General features: G+C 37.5%; 17 protein-coding genes. 6 read left to right on the forward strand and 11 right to left on the reverse strand.

Annotation, left to right across the window (positions count from 1 at the left end):
- Positions 1–47 precede the first annotated feature (47 nt).
- Complete coding sequence (locus tag ACFOOI_RS12450) at positions 48–1877, forward strand: ABC transporter ATP-binding protein (protein WP_379838306.1); 1830 nt, start codon at positions 48–50, stop codon at positions 1875–1877.
- 2 nt (positions 1878–1879) lie between these two features.
- On the opposite strand, the gene ACFOOI_RS12455 is transcribed toward ACFOOI_RS12450, so the two are convergent.
- From ACFOOI_RS12455 to ACFOOI_RS12470, 4 genes are read right to left on the reverse strand one after another with little or no spacing between them, the layout of a single operon-like run.
- The gene (locus ACFOOI_RS12455; protein ID WP_379838307.1) at positions 1880–2251 is read right to left on the reverse strand and encodes a DUF423 domain-containing protein; all 372 of its coding nucleotides are present in this window, start codon (positions 2249–2251) and stop codon (positions 1880–1882) included.
- Between the two features lie 11 nt (positions 2252–2262).
- A complete protein-coding gene (locus ACFOOI_RS12460; protein ID WP_379838308.1) occupies positions 2263–2928 on the reverse strand; it encodes a YggS family pyridoxal phosphate-dependent enzyme in 666 nt (221 codons plus the stop codon).
- Positions 2925–4178 carry a peptidase T gene (pepT, locus tag ACFOOI_RS12465; protein ID WP_379838309.1) on the reverse strand — a complete coding sequence of 418 codons (1254 nt, stop codon included), beginning with the start codon at positions 4176–4178 and terminating at the stop codon, positions 2925–2927. Before pepT ends, ACFOOI_RS12460 begins: the two co-directional genes overlap by 4 nt.
- Positions 4179–4184: 6 nt before the next feature.
- Entirely contained in the window at positions 4185–4652 is a 468-nt protein-coding gene (locus ACFOOI_RS12470; protein ID WP_379838310.1) for a pyrophosphohydrolase domain-containing protein, read from the reverse strand.
- A 134-nt stretch (positions 4653–4786) separates the two neighbouring features.
- On the opposite strand from ACFOOI_RS12470, the gene ACFOOI_RS12475 reads away from it, so the two are divergent.
- The 3 genes from ACFOOI_RS12475 (at position 4787) to ACFOOI_RS12485 (ending at position 7955) form a co-directional block, all read left to right on the forward strand.
- Positions 4787–5419 (forward strand): hypothetical protein, encoded by a 633-nt coding sequence (locus tag ACFOOI_RS12475; RefSeq protein ID WP_379838311.1) that lies wholly within the window; start codon positions 4787–4789, stop codon positions 5417–5419.
- A 66-nt stretch (positions 5420–5485) separates the two neighbouring features.
- Positions 5486–6610 carry a hypothetical protein gene (locus tag ACFOOI_RS12480; protein ID WP_379838312.1) on the forward strand — a complete coding sequence of 375 codons (1125 nt, stop codon included), beginning with the start codon at positions 5486–5488 and terminating at the stop codon, positions 6608–6610.
- 4 nt (positions 6611–6614) lie between these two features.
- Positions 6615–7955: a dihydroorotase gene (locus ACFOOI_RS12485; RefSeq protein WP_379838313.1), complete on the forward strand. Its 1341-nt coding sequence runs from the start codon at positions 6615–6617 to the stop codon at positions 7953–7955.
- 40 nt (positions 7956–7995) lie between these two features.
- Here the strand turns inward: ACFOOI_RS12485 and ACFOOI_RS12490 are convergent, their stop codons facing one another.
- Both ACFOOI_RS12490 and ACFOOI_RS12495 read right to left on the reverse strand, forming a co-directional pair.
- A complete protein-coding gene (locus ACFOOI_RS12490) occupies positions 7996–8199 on the reverse strand; it encodes a hypothetical protein (RefSeq protein ID WP_379840220.1) in 204 nt (67 codons plus the stop codon).
- A gap of 108 nt (positions 8200–8307) precedes the next feature.
- On the reverse strand, positions 8308–9531 hold the full coding sequence (locus tag ACFOOI_RS12495) for a 4-hydroxy-3-methylbut-2-enyl diphosphate reductase (RefSeq protein WP_379838314.1): 1224 nt from the start codon (positions 9529–9531) through the stop codon (positions 8308–8310).
- A 140-nt stretch (positions 9532–9671) separates the two neighbouring features.
- On the opposite strand from ACFOOI_RS12495, the gene ACFOOI_RS12500 reads away from it, so the two are divergent.
- Positions 9672–11378 carry a capsule assembly Wzi family protein gene (locus tag ACFOOI_RS12500; RefSeq protein WP_379838315.1) on the forward strand — a complete coding sequence of 569 codons (1707 nt, stop codon included), beginning with the start codon at positions 9672–9674 and terminating at the stop codon, positions 11376–11378.
- A 227-nt stretch (positions 11379–11605) separates the two neighbouring features.
- Here the strand turns inward: ACFOOI_RS12500 and ACFOOI_RS12505 are convergent, their stop codons facing one another.
- Positions 11606–12217 carry an RNA polymerase sigma factor gene (locus ACFOOI_RS12505; RefSeq protein WP_379838316.1) on the reverse strand — a complete coding sequence of 204 codons (612 nt, stop codon included), beginning with the start codon at positions 12215–12217 and terminating at the stop codon, positions 11606–11608.
- Positions 12218–12659: 442 nt separating this feature from the next.
- Between ACFOOI_RS12505 and ACFOOI_RS12510 the strand changes: the two genes are divergently transcribed.
- A complete protein-coding gene (locus tag ACFOOI_RS12510; RefSeq protein ID WP_379838317.1) occupies positions 12660–14123 on the forward strand; it encodes a hypothetical protein in 1464 nt (487 codons plus the stop codon).
- Positions 14124–14132: 9 nt separating this feature from the next.
- On the opposite strand, the gene ACFOOI_RS12515 is transcribed toward ACFOOI_RS12510, so the two are convergent.
- The 4 genes from ACFOOI_RS12515 to prmA form a co-directional block, all read right to left on the reverse strand.
- Entirely contained in the window at positions 14133–15695 is a 1563-nt protein-coding gene (locus ACFOOI_RS12515; protein WP_379838318.1) for a serine hydrolase, read from the reverse strand.
- Positions 15696–15798: 103 nt separating this feature from the next.
- Positions 15799–17106, reverse strand: coding sequence for a 30S ribosomal protein S12 methylthiotransferase RimO (rimO, locus tag ACFOOI_RS12520; protein ID WP_379838319.1), 1308 nt, complete (start codon positions 17104–17106; stop codon positions 15799–15801).
- Positions 17107–17172: 66 nt separating this feature from the next.
- On the reverse strand, positions 17173–21900 hold the full coding sequence (locus ACFOOI_RS12525; RefSeq protein WP_379838320.1) for a hypothetical protein: 4728 nt from the start codon (positions 21898–21900) through the stop codon (positions 17173–17175).
- Positions 21901–21911: 11 nt separating this feature from the next.
- Positions 21912–22742: a 50S ribosomal protein L11 methyltransferase gene (gene prmA, locus ACFOOI_RS12530; RefSeq protein ID WP_379838321.1), complete on the reverse strand. Its 831-nt coding sequence runs from the start codon at positions 22740–22742 to the stop codon at positions 21912–21914.
- Between the last annotated feature and the right edge of the window lie 21 nt (positions 22743–22763).

Raw genomic sequence — 22763 nt, forward strand, 5'->3', positions numbered from 1 at the left:
CAAACCTAATTGAAAAAAAACCGAATTCCCTTTCTAATTTTGTCCCAATGAAAATTTATTTCAAAATATTGAGGTACGCAGGAAGTTTAAGGAATTTCCTAGTGCCATTTACTTTTACGTCATTGCTTTCGGGCATATTCGGAGCATTAACTTTGGTACTACTAAAGCCACTTTTAGACGTACTTTTTGGGCAAATGACCGACCCGCAAATAGCCGAATTGGCAGCAAAAGAAGTCAGCGGTTTTAATTTTTTAGATTATTATCAAAAATACCTTGCTCAGTCAGTACTTGACAACGGAAAGTTAGGCGGTTTAAAATACGTTTGTATCACTATTTTAGGAGTGAGTTTTACGGCAAACATCACCCGTTATTTCAGCTTAAGACTACTTGAAAAGTTTAAAACTAATATGGTGGCTAACCTCAGACAGGCGGTTTTTAACAAAACCATAAACTTACATCTAGGTTTTTTCTCGAATGAAAAAAAAGGCGACCTTATTTCTAGAATCACCACGGATGTACAAGAAGTGGAAAATTCAATAGCAAATTCGTTTTCAGCAGCCATTAAAGAGCTCATTATGTTAGTAGCTTACTTGGTAATTTTGTTTTATATCTCTTGGCAGCTCACCATGTTTTCGCTTATCGTAATTCCGATTACGGGGGCTTTTTTGGGAGTTATGCTAAAACGTATGCGACACGATGCCGGGGAAAGTCAGGTGCATTTGAGTAACCTAATGAGTATCATGGACGAAGCCTTTGGTAGCATGCGAGTTATAAAGGCATTTATTGCTGAAAAATTTATCTCAAACAAATTTGAAGACGAAAACCAAGCATACCGTAAATCGCTTTACTCGTACTCTTCGAGAAGAGAGTTGGCAAATCCTTTTTCTGAGTTTGTTGGTGTGACCATGGTGGCATCCTTATTGTTTTTTGGCGGAAGCCTTATTTTAACTGACAGTAGCTCACTTTCAGCCTCAACTTTTATCGCATACATCGCGGTTTTTTCGCAGGTAGTACGACCAGCCAAGGATATTTCGCAGGCCATCAGCCAAGCTCAACGCGGCTTGGTTTCGGGGCAGCGAGTTATGGACCTCTTAAACCAAAATACAAACCTAGAAGACGCTCCAAACGCGATAATTCTAAGTAGTTTTGAAAATGAAATAATCTTCGAAAATGTTAGTTTCTCTTACATAGACGAAAAAACTACGTTAAACAACATAAATCTACGAATTCCTAAAGGTAAAACGATAGCTTTGGTAGGCAACTCAGGTGGTGGAAAATCTACATTGGCAGACTTGGCCATACGGTTTTATGACCCACAAAGTGGTGCCATTACAATAGACGGACACAACTTAAAAAACATAACACAAGAGAGCCTTAGAGACAAAATGGGAATTGTTACGCAAGAGGCTATTTTGTATAATGACACGATATTTAACAACATAGCTTTTGGAAGAAACTCCACAAAAGAAGAAGTGGAGGCGGCAGCGAAAATAGCAAACGCTCATGAGTTTATTTGCCTTCAAGACCAAGGCTACCAAACTAACATTGGCGATCGTGGAACCAAACTTTCGGGTGGCCAAAAGCAGCGACTTTCGATTGCCAGGGCCATATTAAAAAACCCTCCGATATTGATCTTAGACGAGGCCACTTCGGCATTAGATACGGAGTCGGAAAAGTTGGTACAAGAGGCACTTTTTAACCTTATGAAAAACCGCACCAGCTTAGTGATAGCTCACAGACTGAGCACCATCCAAAAGGCGGACATGATTTACGTGGTTCAAAACGGCGAAGTGGTAGAAACCGGAAATCACCAGTCCCTTTATGAAAAGGAGAACGGTTATTACCGAAAACTAGTTAATATGCAGGAGTTTAACTGAAACTAAGCTTTTAACACCGTATAAAACAAAAGTGCCCAGCCTACTAGCATAAGTGTGCCTCCGATAGGAGCCACCTCTCCGAATATTTTTATTCCAGTAAAGCAAATTAACAATAAGCTTCCTGTGAATATTATTGTACCAAAAATAAAGCTATACCCACTGTAGGTCAAAGTTTTGGCAGTGAAATCTTTGGCCAAAATACCCACCAAAACAAGGGCAAGGGCATGATAAAACATGTATTTGATACCTGTTTCGTAGGTATCTAACCTTCCGGTTGACTCCAGCATGGCTTTAAACGCATGAGCACCAAACGCACCCAAACCTACTCCTAACATCCCCAAAACTGAGCCTGCCAATAAAAATAACTTATTCATTTTATTACTATTTATCTATTTCCAAAAATTGCACTTCCCACCCTAATCATGGTGCTGCCCTCTGCCACTGCAAGCGGCCAATCACCACTCATCCCCATCGAAATCTCTTTAAAATCGGCACCCAAATCTCCTATATTTTCTTCTCTGATTTTATCAAAAATCGTTTTTAGAGACTTAAATTCTGTTTTTACTTGGTCCATATTTTCGGTAAATGTACTCATGCCCATTAAGCCAACAATCCGGATATTTTTCAAAGACAAAAACGCCTCACTTTTTAACAATTCAAATAACTCGGCTTCATCTATACCCGTTTTGGTATCTTCTTGGGCTATGTAAACTTGCAACAAGCAGTCAATCACACGTTCATTTTTTTCGGCCTGCTTGTTTATTTCTTTTAAAAGTTTAAAACTATCTACAGAATGAATTAAACTTACAAACGGAGCAATATATTTGACTTTATTCGACTGCAAATGTCCTATAAAATTCCATTTTATATCTTTGGGCATTTGTTCGTATTTTTCTACTAACTCCTGCACATAATTTTCCCCAAAAACCTTGAAGCCAGCCTCATACGCTTCCATAAGCATTTCTACAGGCTTAAACTTTGACACTGCCACTAGCTGAACGCCCTCTGGCAATTGCTCGCTAATTTTTAATATATTCTGTTGTATACTCATGCTTTTTCTTCCCAAATCTGGGCTAAATTAATTATTACTTCTACGGCCTTGCTCATGTCTTGTACAGAAACCCACTCTTCTTTTGAGTGAAACGCATGTTCACCCGCAAAGATATTTGGACACGGAAGCCCCATAAACGACAGCCTAGAGCCATCGGTGCCGCCGCGTATACTTTGCAGCTTTGGACTCACCCCAGCCCGCCTGACGGCCTCTACTGCGTTTTCACTAACCTCAGGATGAACATCCAAAACCTCTTTCATGTTTCGGTATTGCTCGGTTACATTAAACTCAAAACTAGATTCGGGGTAGTTTTCTAGAACTTCCTGACAAATACGCTCTAAAAAGTCCTCTTTTTGTTTTAAACCATCCGTTTCAAAATCTCTAATAATAAAATGAAGCGAGCATTCTTCTTGCCCTCCGACAAAATCTGTCGGGTGAATAAACCCTTCCTTACCCGAAGTGGTCTCTGGCGAAAGCTCATTTTTAGGTAACTTAGCGATTATCTCAGATCCAATTTTTATAGCATTTTGCAATTTGTCTTTCGCAAAGCCCGGATGTGTACTCACACCTTTTATGATAACTTCCACTCCATCGGCTGAGAAAGTTTCGTTTTCTACCAATCCAAGTGTTTCCCCATCGATGGTATAACCAAAATCTGCACCTAATTTATCCAAATCAACCTTTTCGGTACCTCTACCCACCTCTTCGTCTGGGGTAAAAAGCACTTTAATATCGCCGTGTTTTATTTCCGGATTTTCTACCAAAAACTTCATAGCAGTCATAATTTCTGCAAGACCCGCTTTATTATCGGCACCCAAAAGTGTGGTTCCACTGGCAGTTATTATGTCATTTCCTATTTGGTTAGGCAAGTCCGGATGGTTTTGAGATTTCAAAATCACCGAAGGGTCATCTGGCAAAACCAAGTCTTCCCCTTGATAATTGACATGAATGATGGGTTTCACATCTTTTCCAGAGCAGTCAGGCGAGGTGTCCATGTGTGAGCAAAACATAACTTTAGGAACAGTCGTTTTCTCTGAATTTGACTCAACGGTAGCATACACATAGCCATTTTGGTCTAACTCCACCTCTTTTATCCCTATTCGCTTTAGATCACTTACCAAAACCTCCGCCAGGTTTTTCTGTTTTTCGGTAGAAGGAAAACTTTTAATAAAAGGATCAGACTGGGTGTCGATTTTGACATACGCCAAAAAACGCTCTACCAAAAAATCAATGTATTTTTGCTCTAACATAAATGCTTAATTTTCTAAAATACCTTTTATATCCGCAGGAGAATAATTGATATTTTTAAGTGTTTTGTTGTCCGCGGTTCTAAATACCAACCATCGGTTGCCGTCTTTTTTATGATAGCACGGAAACCCTTTTGCTTCATAATGTTTCACAGTAGCTTCTGCTTCTTCGATGGTTTCACATGCTTTACTCATGTTTGAGCGTTGTACTTCGTCAAAAAGCGTTTTAAACTTATCGCCCAGACCAAACTCAAGCACAGCACCAGCAAGCACATATTGAATATCGCAAAGGGCATCAGCAACTTCTACCAAATCATTATTTTTTATGGCCTCTTGCAGTTCCTTAAGTTCTTCTGCTATAAGCTCCACTCTTAAATCACAACGCTTAGAATCAGGAATAATGGGGGTTTTCTCTATTGGGTGATGAAATGTTGTATGAAATTCCGCTACTTGGTTGAGACAATCTAGTTTGTCCATATTTTTGACGTATGTTAAGTTAAAAAATATATTGCCGTAAAATAAATATTCATTAGGTTTGATTTGCAAAGTTGTCCAAATTTCAATAATATTGCTAAAAATCTCGAAGTCAAATAAATCTTAAATTCAAAATTATGAAGAAATTAGTAAAGCTACTATCAATTATTGCACTATCGGCTTCAACAGCTTTATGGTCATGTAAAGGAGACCAAGGTGAAGTAGGTCCAAAGGGTGATACTGGTGCTGCTGGTGTTGCTGGAGCAAACGGAACTAACGGTAAAGATGGTACTAACGGTAAAGACGGAGTTAACGGAACTAACGGTAAAGATGGAAATGCTAACGTAGTAAGTTTCCAAGTTACAGTTAAGCCTGAAGATTTCAAAGAAGTAGACGTAAGCGGTATTGGAAGCGGAGTAACTAGCAAATGGGGTGCCGTTGCAGTTCAAAACGCTCTAGTATCTACAGATAAATTCGTTATGGTTTTTGTAAAAAATGTAGATCAATTAAAAGCTCTTCCAATCACTTTTACGAAAGACCTTGACAACTCTCTTGAGCGTTTAGATTACGGTTACAAAACTGGTCAAGTAGAAATTTTCTATCGTTACCAAACTAACCTTTTCGGTGGTACTACTACTCTTAAGCCAGGTCAAGACCTTACTTTTGATATCGTAGTTACTTCTAAAACTACTGGAGCTCTTCTAGAGAAAAGCGGCGTAGATACGAAAAACTATGATTCGGTAATGAACTTCTTGAGCACTAGTCTGTAAGAACTACCTTTACACGAAATTTAATGCCCTTCCTTACCTACGTAAGAAGGGCATTTTTTATAACCTATGAATTTTAAAAACTTAACTTTTCTATTATTTATACTGGTTGTCACAAAAACTCAAGCTCAGTTTCTGCAAGACAACACAGCTCGCGACGCCACAAAGGCGGGACTCGACTACATATACAACCTTGAATTTGACAAAGCGGACCGTGTGCTTGACCCCGTAAAAAGAAAATACGCCAATCACCCTGTAGTTTATTTATTAAACGCCGTGGAACTTCAGTGGCGATATTTGCCCATCGACCAAAACCCAGCAATGCTCAAAAAATACACTTCTGAACTAGAGCAGTGTATTTCTTCAGCGAAAAAACTTTATAAAAACCCCGCTTATACCAAAGAATGTACGTTTTTTTTATTAGCCTCTTATGGCTTTATCGCACTTTCGCACAACTACCAAAAGGAATATTTGGAAGCTGCGAGTGAAGCAAAAAAAGCTTATTCATATTTTTTGGAGGGGAAAAAGCTTAAAAATGAAATTCCTGAGTTTTTGTTCGCCACTGGCCTATATAATTTTTATCGGGTGCAATACCCCGAAAACCACGGCATGGTAAAACCTGTAGTCATGTTTTTTGAAGGTGGAAATAAAAAACTGGGCCTACAAGAACTTGAGCAAGCCACTAGAAGCTCGGTTTTTAGCCGTGTAGAGGCATCTATGTATCTCACCAACATCAATATTAAATACCAGAGCAATTTCAAAAAAGCCCTTTATTATTCCGGTGATTTATATGCTAAATATCCAGAAAACGATATATTGAAGATTAAATATATCGAGTGCCTTTTGCTTAATGAACAGTTTGAACAAGCCAATAACCTCAATAGATCTTTAGCGAACAGTACAGATAGAATATCGAAAATATCGTATTTGGTTTTTGATGGATATATTGAAGAACACTACAGAAACAACCTTAGCAAAGCACTAAACAGCTACGCAAGGAGCCTTCAACTCAAATCAGACGACAGATACACCAAAGAGTATCACAGCATGGCATACTTGGGCATGGCACGTGCCTTTGCCAGCCAAAACGAATTAGGCAAAGCACAGGCCTTTTATAAAAAATGTAACGAAGTAGCAGAATACAAATGGGTGGCAGAAGCCGCCCAAGCTGAATTAAAAACCTTAAAAAAGTAATCTTATGAAGCGAACACTTATTATTAACTGTAAAATAATAAACGAAGGTAAAATTGAAGAAAATGACATCCTGATAGAAGATGGCATTATTCAAAAAATAGGTAAAAACCTAGGCACAGAAGGCTTAAGCGAAACCATCGACGCCCAAGGAAGGTATTTAATGCCAGGTGTAATAGATGACCAAGTGCACTTTAGAGAGCCCGGCCTTACACACAAAGCAGATATCGCCTCTGAGTCGAGGGCGGCGGTGGCAGGTGGCACTACCAGTTTTATGGAAATGCCCAATACAGTTCCAAATGCCCTTACACAAGAGCTTTTAGAAGACAAATACCAAATAGCTAAGCAAAACTCTTGGGCAAACTTTTCGTTTTTTATGGGTGGGTCAAATGACAATTATGACGAAGCCATGAAAACCGACCTGAAAAACGTTTGCGGGCTTAAACTTTTTATGGGAAGTTCTACTGGAAATATGCTCGTAGATAACCCAAATACTTTAGAAAAAATCTTTGGTAACTTTAGTGGTCTTATAGCTACCCACTGTGAAGACGAAGCTACAGTAAAAGCAAACTTAGAACACTTTAAAAGTCTCTACGAAAACACTACGCCACCTTTTGATATTCATGCTCAGATCAGAAATATAGAAGCCTGTTACCTTTCATCTAAAATGGCAAGCGACCTAGCAAAGAAGCACAAAACAAGGTTACACATATTGCATATTTCTACGGGAAAAGAATTAGAACTTTTTGATAATTCCATTCCTTTGGAACAAAAACATCTAACCTCAGAAGTCTGCGTGCATCATTTATATTTCGATGCTGAAGACTACAAAAAACTTGGCGTCAAAATCAAATGTAACCCAGCTATCAAAGCAAATCAAAGAGACATGCTTTTTGAAGGATTACTGAACGACAAACTTGACATAATTGCCACTGACCACGCTCCCCACACCCAAGAAGAGAAGTCGCAAGACTATTGGAGTGCCCCTGCAGGACTACCCTTGGTGCAGCATAGTTTACAAGTTATGTTAGACTTTTATAACAAAGGGAAAATTAGCCTTGAAAAAATAGTTGAGAAAATGGCTCACGCACCTGCAAAGTGCTTTAAAATAAACAAAAGAGGCTTTATAAGAGAAGGGTATTGGGCTGACTTAGTTTTACTTGACTTAAACAAACCCCAAACCGTAGAGCCAAGTAATATTTATTGCAAAGCTGCCTGGTCGCCGTTCGAAGGAAAAACTTTTAAGGACCAAGTATATCTCACGATGGTTTCGGGACAGATAGTTTACAAAGAAGGGAACTTTACTCCAAGTCAAAACTCACAGAGGTTGACATTTGATAGAAATTAAAAATAAAAAGGGGCCGATTATCTAAAATCGACCCCTTTTTTTATGTATTTAAGAAAGCCGGACGCCTTCTAAAAACTTTGTTTAAAACGCTTTGATACAAACTCCCAAACTTCTCATAACACCAACTTTTAAGTTCTTTAATTTCATCTGGAAGCAGGTCTTTAAGTCCTTTTTTAAGTTCTTTTTCAAAAAGTTTCTTATCGAAACTGACTTTGTCAAGAATCATTTTTACATATTCTAACATCTTCATGGTAACCTATATTGTTTTTTTGTTGCGATTTATATTATAACGTTGAAAATAATAAAAATTTTACAAGTGTGGCAAAATTTTACATTAAAATTGTATAAAAAATTATAAACTACTCAATACTTTTTCTTCATTCAACTCTACCTCATAAAATGATAATAACTTCAATAAAACAGATTCTACTACAGCGTCAGGACAAGAAGCCCCACACGTCAATATGATTCTTTTTTTATCTGTTCCATTAAAAACTTCAGTACTAACTATTTCTTTTTTCTGATGAATATCAAAGTGTGAAATTTCAGTTTTAGAAATCAACTTATCTTGAGATTGTATAAAAAATGTAGGCATTTGCTTTTCCAAAAGCTCTACTAAGTGTGTAGTATTGGAGCTGTTGTAGCCGCCAACTACGATGGCAATATCCGCATCCGCTTTTAGAAGAGCATAAGTGGCATCTTGATTATCATTCGTAGCATAACATAATGTATCTCTGGTACTTGCAAAATAAGCAGGAACTTGCTCCTCACTAAGATTTTTATAATCAATCAACACTTGTTTTAAATAATCAGCTATAGCCTGAGTCTCAGTAGCAAGCATGGTGGTTTGGTTTACCACACCAAATCGTTGAAGATCTTTGGCAGGATCAAACCCATCTGAATACCGACCCTCAAAAACCTCAAAGAAATTAGCAGCCTCACGTTTCCCAGTAATAAATTCAGCCAAAACTTCCGCTTCTTTCATATCTTCAATTATGACCGTAGCCGAACCTTCTTTACTGTGCGAAAATGTGGCCCGGGTCTCTTCGTGGTTTGGCTTGCCGTGAACAATTACTGAATATCCACGCTCCCCTATTTGCCCTGCTCGGTTCCATACTTTTTCTACAAACGGGCAAGTGGTATCGTATTTATATGGATCAATACCCAAAGCCGAAAGTTTATTCTGAATCTCAATGGTGGTTCCAAAGGCGGGGACTATAACGGCATCTTCAGGAGTAAGCTCCGAAAAATCAATAATGGAATTTCCCTTAGTATCCATCAAAAACCTGACCCCACGCGATAGCAAATCCGCATTTACATCAGGGTTGTGAATCATTTCACTTAATAAAAAAACACGCTTTCCTTCATTTTCATTTATGGTTTTATAGGCAATTTCAACTGCGTTTTCTACACCGTAGCAAAACCCAAAATGTCTAGCCAAAAGTATTTCTACTTTTCCAAAATCAAAAACGGACGGACTAAAGTCTTTTTTCAGTTTATCCTTAACCCGTCTTTGTTCTTTTATTTTCCCAATTAAGTTACTCTTGTAAATTTCAGGAATATCAAATGTTTTCATAAATATGTAATGAGTACGTGCAGTAATAAAACCAAGTAAAACAGGCCAATGTTCCAAAATTATTAATAATTAGCGTGATTCTAACGAAAAGGAAAATTTATAATTAATTTCGTGTTCTCAAAAAACAGAACGAAAGCTGGATGAAAAAAAAGATTGTATTGTTTCTATTAACCGTTTCACTAGTCCACTCGTACAAATCAACTTTAGCTCAAGGGGCATATATGCCCATAGACGACCAAACTTACGCCAACATGGAGCGTTTAGAAGTTAAGTCAGGCAAACTCTCAAACAGTTTTCACACAAATCTGAAACCATTTGAAAGGGACGACATTGGAGCATTTTTAGATTCATTTGACACCTTAAGTTATATAAAGCTTTCAAAAAACGACAAAGTTCTTTTTGATAACCTTCAGGCATCAAATTGGGAATTTTCGAAAAATAAAATATATAAATCAAACGATTCCAAAAAGCCACTTTTTAAGTATTTATTCCAAAAAAATAGTGATTTCTATCAAGTAAGTACCGATGATTTTGATGTTCACCTTTCGCCAATCGTACATTATTCGCAAGGAAGTAGCAATGGCGGAGACCTGGGGGCAACCAAAAAAATGTTTATTAACACACGCGGAATAGAGATTCGTGGAAGAATAAACAAAAAACTCGGCTTTTATACCATGATGGCTGATAATCAAGCCACAAGCCCAGTGTTTTTAGCTCGATATTTTGAGTCTTATCCTGGCATACCTTATCAATCGTTTGTAAAAATAAAAGACGAAAACTTTAAAGAGCTACAAGCAGACTATTTTCAAGCCTTTGGCTATATCAGTTTTAAGCCCATCAAAAGCCTCACCATGACTTTTGGACATGACAAAAACTTTATAGGTTCGGGAATTCGCTCCATGATCTTGAGCGACTTTAGTGCTCCATATTTACAACTGAAGTCGAGACTTAAAATTGGCAGGTTTGAGTATCTTTCTATTTTGGGACAAATGACCAACTTGCAGGTCCAAAACCTAGGAAATAGCACCACGAGTTTCCCTCCGAAATACATGGCGTTTCACCATCTGAATGTCAACATTACTAATAAACTAAACGTAGGAGTATTTGAAAGTGTCTTTTATGGAAAACGTGATCATGGATTTGAATTTAACTATCTGAATCCTGTCATTTTTTACAGATTCGTAGAAGGATTTTTGGGAAGCACAGACAATGCCATGGTTGGAGCTGACTTCAAACTCAACCTGTTTAAGTCAATCAGCACTTACGGACAGTATGTTTTGGATGAATACAACTCCAAAGAGTTTAAGAAAGATGGTTGGTGGTCAAAAAAATACACCTGGCAGCTGGGAGCAAAATATTACGATGTATTTAAAATTAGAAACCTAGACGCTCAGGTTGAGTTTAACCGAGCAAGGCCATATTCGTATTCACACTTTACCACAAGCACAAATATGGTAAACTACAATATGCCTGTAGCTCATCCGCTAGGAGCCAATTTCAAAGAAGTAATAGTTAAAACGAGTTTCCACCCAATACCAAACCTACAGGTATCTTACATATACATGAAAGCCCTCAAAGGGGAAGACAAGGATTCGCTAAACTATGGCGGCAATTTGATGTTAAACAACCGATATAACCGTGTAGGCGACTACAATAACTACATAGGGCAAGGTCTTGAAAACACTATACGCAACTGGAAGATAGAGGCTTCGTATATGGTATATCAAAACATGTTTTTAGATTTTGGTCTTCAAAGACGTAAAGACGTGTACACAAAAAGCAAGGCCGAAACCATCATGGAGTTTTCGGTAAGATGGAACATCTCCCGTAAAAGATTTTTATTCTAAAAGGCACAAAAAAAGCCTACGAATAAATCGTAGGCTCATAATTTTTTGAAAAATCCAGTATGTTATTAATCGTCTTATCTTTTGGACTTAATACTATTAGATTTAAATCTTCCTTGATGTAGATACATTCAAGATAAAAATTAAGCATTTCTTCGTCGCTCGAAATAGACTTTTCAATTAAAACATTTTCAGATGCAGATGTTTCATTATAAACATAACGAATAATCTCATTCTGTGTCGAGGTACAGGTTTTTGTCATAGGCATATTTTGTTTTACTCATCAATTTTCTAAGATTGATAAGAGCATAACGCATACGACCCAATGCAGTATTGATACTCACTCCCGTTGCTTCAGCAATTTCTTGAAAACTAAGGTCTTCGTAGTGACGCATCACCAAAACCTCTCTCTGTTGCTGAGGCAATAGTTTAATTAAACCTCTCAAATGCTCGTGAGATTCTTTTTTGATCTGATTAGACTCAATAGAATCTTCGGCAAAATTTAAGGAATTAAACACGCTACTTCCATCTTCAAACACTACACTAGGATAACGCTTTGCTCTCCTGAAATAGTCAATGGCAAGATTGTGGCCTATTCTTAATATCCAGGGTAAAAACTTGCCTTCCTCATTGTACCTGCCTTCTTTTAAGGTTTTAATAGCCTTAATAAAAGTATCTTGCGTCAAATCTTCTGCAACATAGGTATCTTTTACAACAAGATAAATAGTGGTATATACTCTGTTTTTGTATCTCTTAACAAGCGTGGCGAATGCCTTTTCATCTCCACGTATGTACGCTGATATAAGCTCACTTTCGCTAACTAGAACTTTGACTTTTTCCATTCTTATAATACAGATTAGTTAACGTAGAGTTTTATACCATATTGTACACTTGGGGGTTAGAAGTTTAAAAATATTATTTCGAAAGATAAAAAATAATAAAACTAAAAGTCAAATTTTTCTTTCAAAAAATTAGTTAACGGTTAGTTAATGTACGTTTTATTACTTCCGACGGTTGCAATCTAGTCATTTTATTTCAAAAAAAACACAACAAATATTATTCCATAAGTTAAAAAAAACTAAAAAACGCAGCATTTTAATAGAAACATACCTTGTAATGTAGGTTTTTCAAAAAATCAATAAACGGTATCATTTTTGCACAGAAGTTTACTGATAGATAAGTTTTAAGTGAAATGATTACATCAAAAATCAGTTCAAATTCTAAGCTTATTTGTATTTTTGCGTTAAGAATTGAGTGAGACAAAAGATTATCGATAGAAACAAAATGGCAAAGCACCTTTTAAAAACACTAATATTAGGTTTATTTTTAATATTATCTGCACAAGCGTATGCACAGCGTGATCTTATTATAACACAGGCTGGCGAAGAAATTCGTTGTAAAATACTAGATGAAACTCCTACTAGGTTTATATATGCGTATTTGGGACCAAAAAAGAAGGTACTTAGAAATGAAATATTCAAAAATCTCGTGACTTCTTTTAAATACAATCACTACGACAACGATATTTTAATTAACCCAAAACTTGAGTCGAAAAATAAGAATACGGCCACACCAAGAGTAGATACAAGAAAAGGCAGTGAATCAAAAAAAATAAGCAAAAAAGAGGCGAAAAGAATGAGACAAGCGGAAGAAAAAGCCGCTGAAAGTGAAGCCAAAAAAGAAGAACCAAAGAAGGAAACACCAAAAACAAAAGAGCCTACAAAGAAAGAAATTGAACAAAAAAAAGAGGAGATAGTAAAGGTTGAACCCATTAAAAAAGAAAGCGAAGCTGCAAAACCAGCTTTAGAAATAGCAAAAAAACCAGAGCCTGAACTTATTAAAAAAGCAGAACCGGCCGTCAAAGAAGCCATTTCCACCAAAAAAACAGAAGATAAAGCCATCACTCAAGAAAAGGCATTAGAAACTAAAGTTGAGCCGGTTAAAGTAGCTTCAGAAGAAACTAAAAAAGAAACAGAAAAGAAAGCTGAGGTAGTGGCTGAAAAGCCAAAAAAAATAGAAGACAAAGCAATTGCTGAAGTAGAAAAAACAAAGAAAGAAACAACTGAGAAATCGCCATTTGCTGAGCCTGAAACTAAGTCAGAATTTAAAAATTACTTAAAATATAGAGTTGGAGTTAAAGGTGGATTAGGAAATATAATCACAAAAACAACCGACACTAGCCCATTTGGTTTATTTAAAGAAAAATTAAATAGAGGACGTACATTTGGCGCTGATGCTGCATACTTCATCACCGATAATTTTGGTATGGGTGTTACTTTTACCAACTATCAGGCTTCAAACAAAAACACAAATTTTGACTATCCAAACCTATTCACTGGCGAAACCATCAAAGCGGGATCATTGAATAGCAGAGTGTCTCACAAGTTTGTAGGGCCAACCTTACTTTATAGAAAGCCAATCGACTTCAAAACATTTGCGATAATTACCATAAGCCCGGGCATGCACCTTTATACAGACAAAGGGCAAACCAATGCCGCTAACTATAAGTTTACAGGCCAAGGATTTGGTGGAGCAGCCACCCTAGGGTTAGATTTTCTTTTAGGAAATGACATCTACGGCAGAGATATCATATTGAGCCTTGAAGGTGGCTATAATTACGGTCAAATAACCGCATTAAACGACGGTACTGGAGCAGGAACTAAAAACATAGCGACTCCCATAAACCTTAACCGTTTAGATTTCACTATCGGGTTAAGATTTACGAGGTTCCCGGCTTATTTGAGATAAATTTTATTTTTACTTTCGAGAAAAATCTAAGTCTTGAAAATCAAAACTAAAGTCTGTTAGTGGAGAAATAGCTTCCATGGTAAAACCAGAAGCCTTTCCTTCTGTATTTAAATTAAACTTTACAAACGCATCAGCCTCAAAACTTCTGTCTATCCATTTGACCAAATAGGTATTGGCATTATAATAGGTCATGGGCCCTTGTAAAAGCAAAGACTTTTGAGATGTAAACCAGAGCTGATTGTCTTTCATTGAAATAGTCACTAAGCCAAACCATGGATCTTGATATTCTCCCAAAACTTGAGCTGACTTTAGGGCAATATTTGATTGATTCTTGGCCTGTGTTTCTATCTTTGAATTTATCTCAGAAACAATCTTATTTGCCTCTTCAAAATTAGCTCGTTCTTTATCCGAATATTCCTTTACCCTGTCAATTCCCTTAATTCCCAAATAACTGTCTTTTATAGTGGCTGTAATGGCGTTAAACGCTGCACCTGACTGTTGGTTGGTATAGACCATAATAGCCAAATTGAGCTCAGGCAAAAGTGTAGTTTGGGTAACTATGCCTGCAAGACCACCGGTGTGTGTTAGTTGTTTATAGCCTTTGACATCACTGATAAACCAACCAAGTCCATAACTGGCAAAATGCGTATTGTAACTTCCAGGTGACTTTACAGGGATAATAGTTTGCGGTGTCCATAGTTCCGTGAAGTTTTTCTCTGAAATCAATCTTTTCTCAAGGTTTGCTCCGTATTTACCTCCGTTTAGTAAAAGTATCATCCACTTACTCATTTCGCTTACGTTGGTATAAATACCTCCAGCTGCGTTGGCGTTATTGCTCCAATCTCGCCTTACTACATTTATTTGGCCATTTACGGGTGCGTGAGGGTCTATCACGTTAGACCAGTCTTTCATTTCTCGAAAGGTAGTATAGGTGTTTTTAATATCAAGTGGCTTAAAAATCCGCGTTTGAATAAAGTTTTCCCACGATACTCCCGAAATTCTTTCTACCACTTCTCCTGCCACAATATAAAGTAGATTATCGTAGTCGTATTGCGTTCTAAAGCTACTTACGGGTTTTAGGTATCTTAAATTATGGATAATTTCGGCTTTAGAAAAAGTATTAGAATCTGGCCAAAACATTAAGTCGCCTGCACCCAAACCTAGCCCCGAACGGTGGCAAAGTAAATCTCTGACCGTAAACTCAGACGTGACATAAGGGTCATACATTTTAAATTCAGGAATAATATCCGTTACATGTGTATCCCATGTAAGCTTATTTTCGTCAATCAACATACCAAGTGCAAAAGCTGTGAAAGCCTTCGTGTTTGAGGCTATTCCAAATTCAGTATTGGCATCTACAGGCTGCTTGGTGTTCAGCGAGCGTAAGCCATAGCCTTTGGCGTGTATGAGTTTCCCGTCTTTAACAATCCCGACTTGAATACCGGGCACATCAAAAGTCTTAAGCGTTTTATTTACCAAATCGTCTATTTCGTTTGGTTTAAGCTGAGCATTTGCCGAAGCAAATTGTAAAGCGATAAAAGCTACAGTAAACAGCAGTTTTAAAAATTTCATAGTTTCTAGTTTTTTATAAATCTAACATACAAAAAAATGGTAGCAAAACCTTGCTACCATTCAATATCGTTATTCTAATTTAATACTTTTTTCGGATATGATTTTAAACTAAATCACCGTATAAGTCAAACTCGGTGGCTGACTTTATTTTCACATTGGCAAAGTCGCCAAGTCTCACATACTGATCTGCCGGTACAAGTACTTCGTTATCTACTTCTGGCGAGTCAAATTCGGTTCTACCGATGAAAAAGCCACTTTCGTGTCTGTCAAATAAAACTTTAAAAGTTTTTCCTATTTTTTGTTGGTTTAGCTCAGCCGAAATCCCTTGTTGTAAGTCCATTATGATGTCCATACGTTCTTGTTTAACTTCAGGTTCCACATTGTCTTCCATACCAAATGCATGCGTATCGTCTTCATGCGAATATTGGAAAATACCCAGGCGATCAAATCGCTGTGACTCTACAAACTGATACATTTCCTCAAACATTTCTTCGGTTTCTCCTGGGTGACCAGAAATAAGCGTAGTTCTAAGTGCAATTCCAGGCACTTTTTCTCTAATGGTATCCAGCAGCTGCTCGGTCTTTTGTCTGTCTATACCTCTACGCATAAGCTTAAGCATCTCAGAAGATCCGTGCTGAAGTGGCATATCTAAGTAGTTACAAATGTTTGGCTTGGCCGCCATTACGTCTAATATATCTAAAGGAAAACCGGATGGGTAGGCGTATTGTAAACGTATCCAGTCGATTCCTTCCACATCTGAAAGTTTATCTAAAAGCTCTGATAAGTTTCTTTTTTTATAAATATCTAAACCGTAATAGGTTAAATCTTGAGCTATCAAAATCAACTCTTTTGTTCCTTTGGCTGCCAAGTTTTTAGCTTGAAGCACTAACTCGTCCATCGAACGTGAAACATGCTTACCACGCATAATCGGAATGGCACAAAACGAACACGGCCTGTCGCAACCTTCGGCTATTTTTAGATAAGCAAAATGTGCTGGCGTAGTTAACAAACGCTCTCCTACAAGCTCTTTTTTATAATCTGCCTTTAGGCTTTTAAGCAAACGTGGAAGCTCGTTTGTTCCGAACCAAGAGTCGACCTGAGGAATCTCAAGTTTTAGTTCGTCTTTATATCTGTGAGAAAGACAGCCTGTCACATACACTTTGTCAACATGGCCAGCTTCTTTGGCGTCTACATAGCGAAGTATGGTGTCAATTGACTCTTGTTTTGCATTGTCTATAAAACCACACGTATTGATTACTACTATTTGCGAATCGTCTTTTTCAGATTCGTGGGTAACGTCCATGCCATTACCTTTGAGTTGAGTAAATAGCTCCTCAGAGTCCACTAAGTTTTTAGAACAACCGAGTGTTACAATATTTATTTTACTCTTTTTATTTCCTTTTGTCTTCATATTTGCAATTTCGAAACACAAAGGTCGACAAAATAATTTAAACTAATCTTTTAGATTATATGAAAATCAAAAACCATCTTTTTCCTCGGCTTTTTTGGTTGGCGACTTGCTCGGTGGCGTACCCGGCAATTTATTAGGGTCTGAAGGTTTTTTTGCAAAATCTTCTTCTTTCATTCCTCTATAAACCTTCAAAAAGTTTTTACGGAACCTAGTGGCTTCTGCCACATCCACAAAGTTGAGGTCTGATTTTTTATCTTTAGTGGTTTCGGGCACGGCTATAGCCTTGTTAAAGTCCTCGTCTGCCGAAGTTACCCCTAACTGACCTGACCTATATACAAAGAAATACCACTGGGTGGGCGATATCTCTAAAAAGACGTACACCTCGTCGCCAGTTGCTGGGCTTTTCACTATTTCCACGTAACCATTTACCATGGCGTTTACGTCTACATCACCGATGTTTGAAATACCGATTCTTCCAACACTATAATACGCATTAGAAATAGGATTCCAAGCTAGATTAACGTCAGAGAGTATCATGGTGCTCAAAAACTTATTAGAAAACTTATGCAAAGGCAGGTGTTCTTTTAAGCTCTTGTTTTTATAATCTACGGTTTCTTTTGGTCCCAAATATTGGTTTACCTTCGCCATAAAAACAGGAGAATCAGGCAAAATAGCAGGGTCAGAGTTTCCTACGTCGAGGTTGGCTTTTACTATATTTTGACCCAGTTTTTGAGTAACTGGAATAGAAATAGGGAAGTCTAATTTCAGCATAGTAGCAAACTGATACTTCATAGAGTCAAGCCTTACATTACCTATACCCACTGTCTCTAAAATCTTAGAAGGACTTCCGAGCAAGTTAAACTTACCTTCCATGGCTATTATGCCCTTGTCGTCATAAAATTCTAGTACGTTTCCTATGGTGTTTGGATCAGCGGGGGCGACCACAAACTTTTTATTAGGCTCATCTCTTTTGAAAAGCCCCGTAGCTAAAAATATATCCGAATCATCGCCTGACTTTTTAGCTGACAAAAATGTAGGATAAATAGCATCCGTTTGTTTTCCAGTGCTGATGTGCAATCCGACAAACAGCGGTTTACCTCCGTCTTTTAAGGTATTATCCACATTTATGCTGATGGCTTCAGATTTATTCCCTTTATAATTTATCCAACTCCCTCCAAGCATAGGGTATCGCTTAAGGTCAGGGAGTACCATACCATTTAGAGCCAAATTTTTGAAAGGAGAAAGCATCATAATTTCACCTTTATAAAGCATTTTGGGAGATAGATAAATACTGTCTTTCTCGCTTACTTTTGCTCGTGCTATGGTAGACAACTTATTAGAGGACTTAGAACTTAGCAAATCTCCTTCGGGCGAAACCTCCGAAAATTCAAAGTTTCCAAGTTTAATGTTAAAAGTATCAGAACTCACATTTACAAACTGATAGTCTGCACTTCCCACAAATGAGAGTTTAGAATTTACCGTGACGTTTGCATTGGTTAATACGTGATATTTATTGAGCGTGTCGGCTATAATCTTGGCATTTTTAAATGGCTCAAGTTTTCCGTCTCTCATAACCGCCACAAGGCCTTGGGTAGGCACAATAGAGGCATCCACACTATTAATAGCCTCTACGCCCGAAATCTTAAGATTCATTCCTGCCAAATCGTAGGTAGCGGCCGTCCCGTTAAATTTCAGCCCAAACTGAGTTAGGTGTGTAGATCTAAATACGGAAGTGGCAAGTAGACCCTCCATAGTAATTCGCTGTTTTTTAATATCCCAAACGGCTTTGTCGATGGTGGTGGCATACGATGAATATGGAAATTCTAATTCAGATTTATAGGTTTCAGTTAAAAGCTCTTTCTGTCCGGCTACATTTACCATAAACTTCTGAATATTGAAATCTATATCAACGTGTTTTGCTCCAAAAACTGGTTTTGCATCTTTTTCGCCTGACTTAATATTAAACGTTGAGTTATCGGCCAAGAAACCACTTTTATTAAACTTAAACTGATTTGATTTTACATCCGAATCGGTTCTATTTAGCAAACCGTTACCGAAAAGACCCGTTTTTCTTAAAACTAAACCTCCCGTTAGCAATGATGACTTGTTATAAAACTCAAAGCCTTTTGCAGAAACAACCGACATACTATCTGCCTCAGGCACCCAAGCCAAATCATATTCGCCGATGGCAACATCTGGAAAATATGCCCCAGTGACAGTCTCTTGAATTTTCCCGAAGTCACCTTCTGCAGTAAGTTCATCGGTTAAGAAAGACACCTTCTTGGTTTTAAACTTACCCGCCAAGTGGGTTATTTCACCAGAAGAACTTATTCCTTTTTTGTTTAATACAATAGCCGAATCGGTTTTTATACTGGTTTCGGTACCGTAAATTTTATACGGAGTTTTAGCAATGTGACGAACCCCCAAAGAAGTATCAGCCATTACGACTAAGTTTTCTTGTATCGGCTTAAAAATACCTCCTGAGTTAAACACCCCCGCAAATACAGGGTTGACAGTATTTAGGCTGTCGATATTTATAGGTTTAAATTTAAAGTTTACTTCGTTTTCAAACTTCTGTTTTCTGCCTTTTTCGTTAAAATATACCAACGCACCACCCGGAATCTCGAGTTTCGGATACTCCGGCAAGTTTTTCCTACCTGATTTATTGTCAGGACTATTGAGATATAAGGTGCCCGTTTGACCAAATAAGATATTGGCTCCAAGTTGAGCTTTCCCTCCTTTTTTATATATTTCTAAAGGAATAAACTTTATGGAATCTATTCGCTTAAGGTTTACTACAAACTGCTCATATTGCACCTCAAAGTCTCCATAAAACGTAAAGTTTTTTACACCTATTTCTCCATTAAAAGTAAAAACTTTGTTTCCAACAATTTGCATCGACTGGCCTTTTGGCACAAAACTGATTCCAAGTGAATCACTAAACTTAAAGTCTTGTGTACCTTTTATATCTAATGATTTTGAAGCCAAATCTATAGAGGCGTTTCCGCCGCCAGTACCGCCTTGAGAAATAGACGAAAGTACCAGGTCGTCAAAATCAGTTTTACCCAAATATGAAAGAAAATAGTGCTTTCCTTTTCTACTTAATGAATAGGTTGCCGACAGCGGATCATAATCAAAAAAGCCCATTTGGTGACCAATGAGCATACCGTTACTTACAAAAAACTTTTCTTTCTTGGTAGCGGCTTGCATTTCAGAAACCGTAATGCTGTTAACCTTTTTTCTCGCCACAATATTCCCCGCTGCTATGAGCGGATTATAGCCTGCAGCTGAACTTAAATATCGAATTCGATCTGGATTATAATAATTAAATGACTCAAAAAGTGCGGGAATTTCAGTTTTTCCTGCTATGATATTAAAATCTAACTTAGATGCATTTAGATCCCACGACATTGCATCGCAGCGGATGTCTACTTGATGAAAAGTATCCGAATACATACTGTTTCTAAAACCGCCCTTACTTAGTTTGTATAATCCCAAATGGTTTTCTTTGAGATTAAATACCATTCGGACAGCTGGGTGAGAAACAGAATCTGTTCCAAAACGAGTCACAAAACTTACCCGGTCAGCAGTTATGAGTGTATCCGTAATTTCAAAACTTCGTGACCTAACTTCAAAAGCATTTCTTTTGCCTTTGTTGGCAACTATATTGGCATAGGGTTCCAATAAAGACGAAGAATACACCTTAGCTCCAACCAACGAAATACCCCCATAGTAACTAAATGAAGGCATGTTTAAGTTTACCTGAGCGTCATTTCGGTAAGATTTAAAACGAGGGAATGTACTTTCTATACCTTTGGGTCTATTTTCTAAGCGAAACTCAACTACGCCTTTCACATTATTATTTAAGGTACTCGGAAAATTCAATTCTGCTTGTTCGGCAATAAACTTGGAGCCCTGAACTTTAATAAAATACTTATCTAAAGTGGCCGAGGCCTCCTTATGATTTAGGTTCCAAACCACTTTTCCGCCTTGGCCCAAAAACACGTTGTTTGTAAAGTCAAATGCACCAGAAGTTTGAGCAACCACAAGTGAATCTGAAGGACCCACAAGAGCCAAGTCTACAGACTTAAAAGCTATATAAAAACCCTTAACACTTGGCAACACAATGGTTTCTAAGCTATTAGTTGTGGTTTTACCAGAAACTTCTAAACTTGGATCAGACCATGGGTCATACTCCTCTTCATTCCCTATTTCGCCCCAACCGATATCTTCATCAACTATTTTTTCTTCTACTTCTTTTAACTCAACTTTAGGCTCAAAGTAGTTTCGTTTTTTGTCAAAAAAACCGAAAGAATACTCCGCATTTAAGACGTACACCTTATTAAAACCAGAAGTATGAAGCAGACTTTTGTTTAGAAAATCATCAAATACGGCCAAAACCTCATTAACTTTTTTGGAACTTTGACCATCTATACTTTTTAGGAGATAGGTGGTTATTTCATAAACTTTTTCAGAAGAAAAATCTGCAGACGAACTTAAGCCACTGTAAATAGAAAACAGCCTATAAACTTCTATGGGGCGGTACCCTTTTTTGGTGAGTTGCTGAAACAAACCAATCACTTGAGCTTGTGCTTCAGGGTTAAGTTTTGTTTTAAAATTATCATTAAAAGCACTTATAACGGGCTTTACTCCAGAGCCAAGTTGTTTCGAAAACTGTTTTTGAAGGTCCTCGGTAAAATCAGCAGGGTTGGAAGAAAAGAGCATACTCTGCCCCCACGATTCAGAAAATCCAAAAATTAAGACTAGAAAAAGTACTTTTACGAAAAATTTCATTTGATTATCTATCAGCCTTTTATAAAAACGACGGCCGCCCAGTTATTCTTACTTATTTGTGTTTGTTTTTTTAGTCCCACTGCTTCAGCTGCAGCTACGATATCCTCCACGTCGGTTACGTAAAACCCACTTACTATCAAAATACCAGCTTTTGCCATAAATTTCTCATAGGTTGGAATTTCCGCCAAAAGGATATTTCTATTGATATTTGCCAATACTATGTCATAGCTTTTCACTTCTTGATCGGCTATGGTTCCTTGGTTAATGGTGATAAAACTAGTTTGGTTTAGGTCAAAATTTTCAATCGAATTTTCTACAGACCATTCGTCAATATCAAAAGCATGGATGCTAGTAGAACCCAGCTTGGCTGCCATAACGGCCAATATGCCCGTGCCTGTGCCTACGTCTAAAACAGATTTGTTTTGGTGGTCAATATCAAGTTGCAGCTCCAAAACCTGGGAAGTAGTTTCGTGGTGACCGGTTCCAAATGACATTTTGGGTGTTATTATAATCTCATGCAAATATGAATCAGGAGCAGCATCGTGAAAAGTAGCCCTCACGTAGATTTTGTCTGAAACACTAATTGGCGAAAAGTTTGATTCCCAAGTCTGATTCCAGTTCTCTTTTTCTATTTTTTTAAGGCTGTAAGAAATTGCCGTTTTTTCGGCATATCTTTCCATCAAAACCTTAAGGCCCTGCTCCTCAAAGTCTTCTTCTACCACAAATGCCTGAATACCGTCTTCAGTATCTATAAAAGAGTCGAAGCCTATTTCGGCAAGTTCAGCAACTAAAATATCGGCAAAGTCAGATTCGATAACGAGTGTAAGTTCTATATAATGCATAAAATATGAGGGTCTTTAAGT

The organism is Lacihabitans lacunae (assembly GCF_042649125.1).
Lineage (GTDB): Bacteria > Bacteroidota > Bacteroidia > Cytophagales > Spirosomataceae > Leadbetterella > Leadbetterella lacunae.

Excerpts from the sequence above, each read along its gene's own strand:
- ACFOOI_RS12450 (WP_379838306.1), top strand. The coding sequence starts at position 48 with ATGAAAATTTATTTCAAAATATTGAGGTACGCAGGAAGTTTAAGGAAT.
- ACFOOI_RS12455 (WP_379838307.1), bottom strand. The coding sequence starts at position 2,251 with ATGAATAAGTTATTTTTATTGGCAGGCTCAGTTTTGGGGATGTTAGGA.
- ACFOOI_RS12460 (WP_379838308.1), bottom strand. The coding sequence starts at position 2,928 with ATGAGTATACAACAGAATATATTAAAAATTAGCGAGCAATTGCCAGAG.
- pepT (WP_379838309.1), bottom strand. The coding sequence starts at position 4,178 with ATGTTAGAGCAAAAATACATTGATTTTTTGGTAGAGCGTTTTTTGGCG.
- ACFOOI_RS12470 (WP_379838310.1), bottom strand. The coding sequence starts at position 4,652 with ATGGACAAACTAGATTGTCTCAACCAAGTAGCGGAATTTCATACAACA.
- ACFOOI_RS12475 (WP_379838311.1), top strand. The coding sequence starts at position 4,787 with ATGAAGAAATTAGTAAAGCTACTATCAATTATTGCACTATCGGCTTCA.
- ACFOOI_RS12480 (WP_379838312.1), top strand. The coding sequence starts at position 5,486 with ATGAATTTTAAAAACTTAACTTTTCTATTATTTATACTGGTTGTCACA.
- ACFOOI_RS12485 (WP_379838313.1), top strand. The coding sequence starts at position 6,615 with ATGAAGCGAACACTTATTATTAACTGTAAAATAATAAACGAAGGTAAA.
- ACFOOI_RS12490 (WP_379840220.1), bottom strand. The coding sequence starts at position 8,199 with ATGTTAGAATATGTAAAAATGATTCTTGACAAAGTCAGTTTCGATAAG.
- ACFOOI_RS12495 (WP_379838314.1), bottom strand. The coding sequence starts at position 9,531 with ATGAAAACATTTGATATTCCTGAAATTTACAAGAGTAACTTAATTGGG.
- ACFOOI_RS12500 (WP_379838315.1), top strand. The coding sequence starts at position 9,672 with ATGAAAAAAAAGATTGTATTGTTTCTATTAACCGTTTCACTAGTCCAC.
- ACFOOI_RS12505 (WP_379838316.1), bottom strand. The coding sequence starts at position 12,217 with ATGGAAAAAGTCAAAGTTCTAGTTAGCGAAAGTGAGCTTATATCAGCG.
- ACFOOI_RS12510 (WP_379838317.1), top strand. The coding sequence starts at position 12,660 with ATGGCAAAGCACCTTTTAAAAACACTAATATTAGGTTTATTTTTAATA.
- ACFOOI_RS12515 (WP_379838318.1), bottom strand. The coding sequence starts at position 15,695 with ATGAAATTTTTAAAACTGCTGTTTACTGTAGCTTTTATCGCTTTACAA.
- rimO (WP_379838319.1), bottom strand. The coding sequence starts at position 17,106 with ATGAAGACAAAAGGAAATAAAAAGAGTAAAATAAATATTGTAACACTC.
- ACFOOI_RS12525 (WP_379838320.1), bottom strand. The coding sequence starts at position 21,900 with ATGAAATTTTTCGTAAAAGTACTTTTTCTAGTCTTAATTTTTGGATTT.
- prmA (WP_379838321.1), bottom strand. The coding sequence starts at position 22,742 with ATGCATTATATAGAACTTACACTCGTTATCGAATCTGACTTTGCCGAT.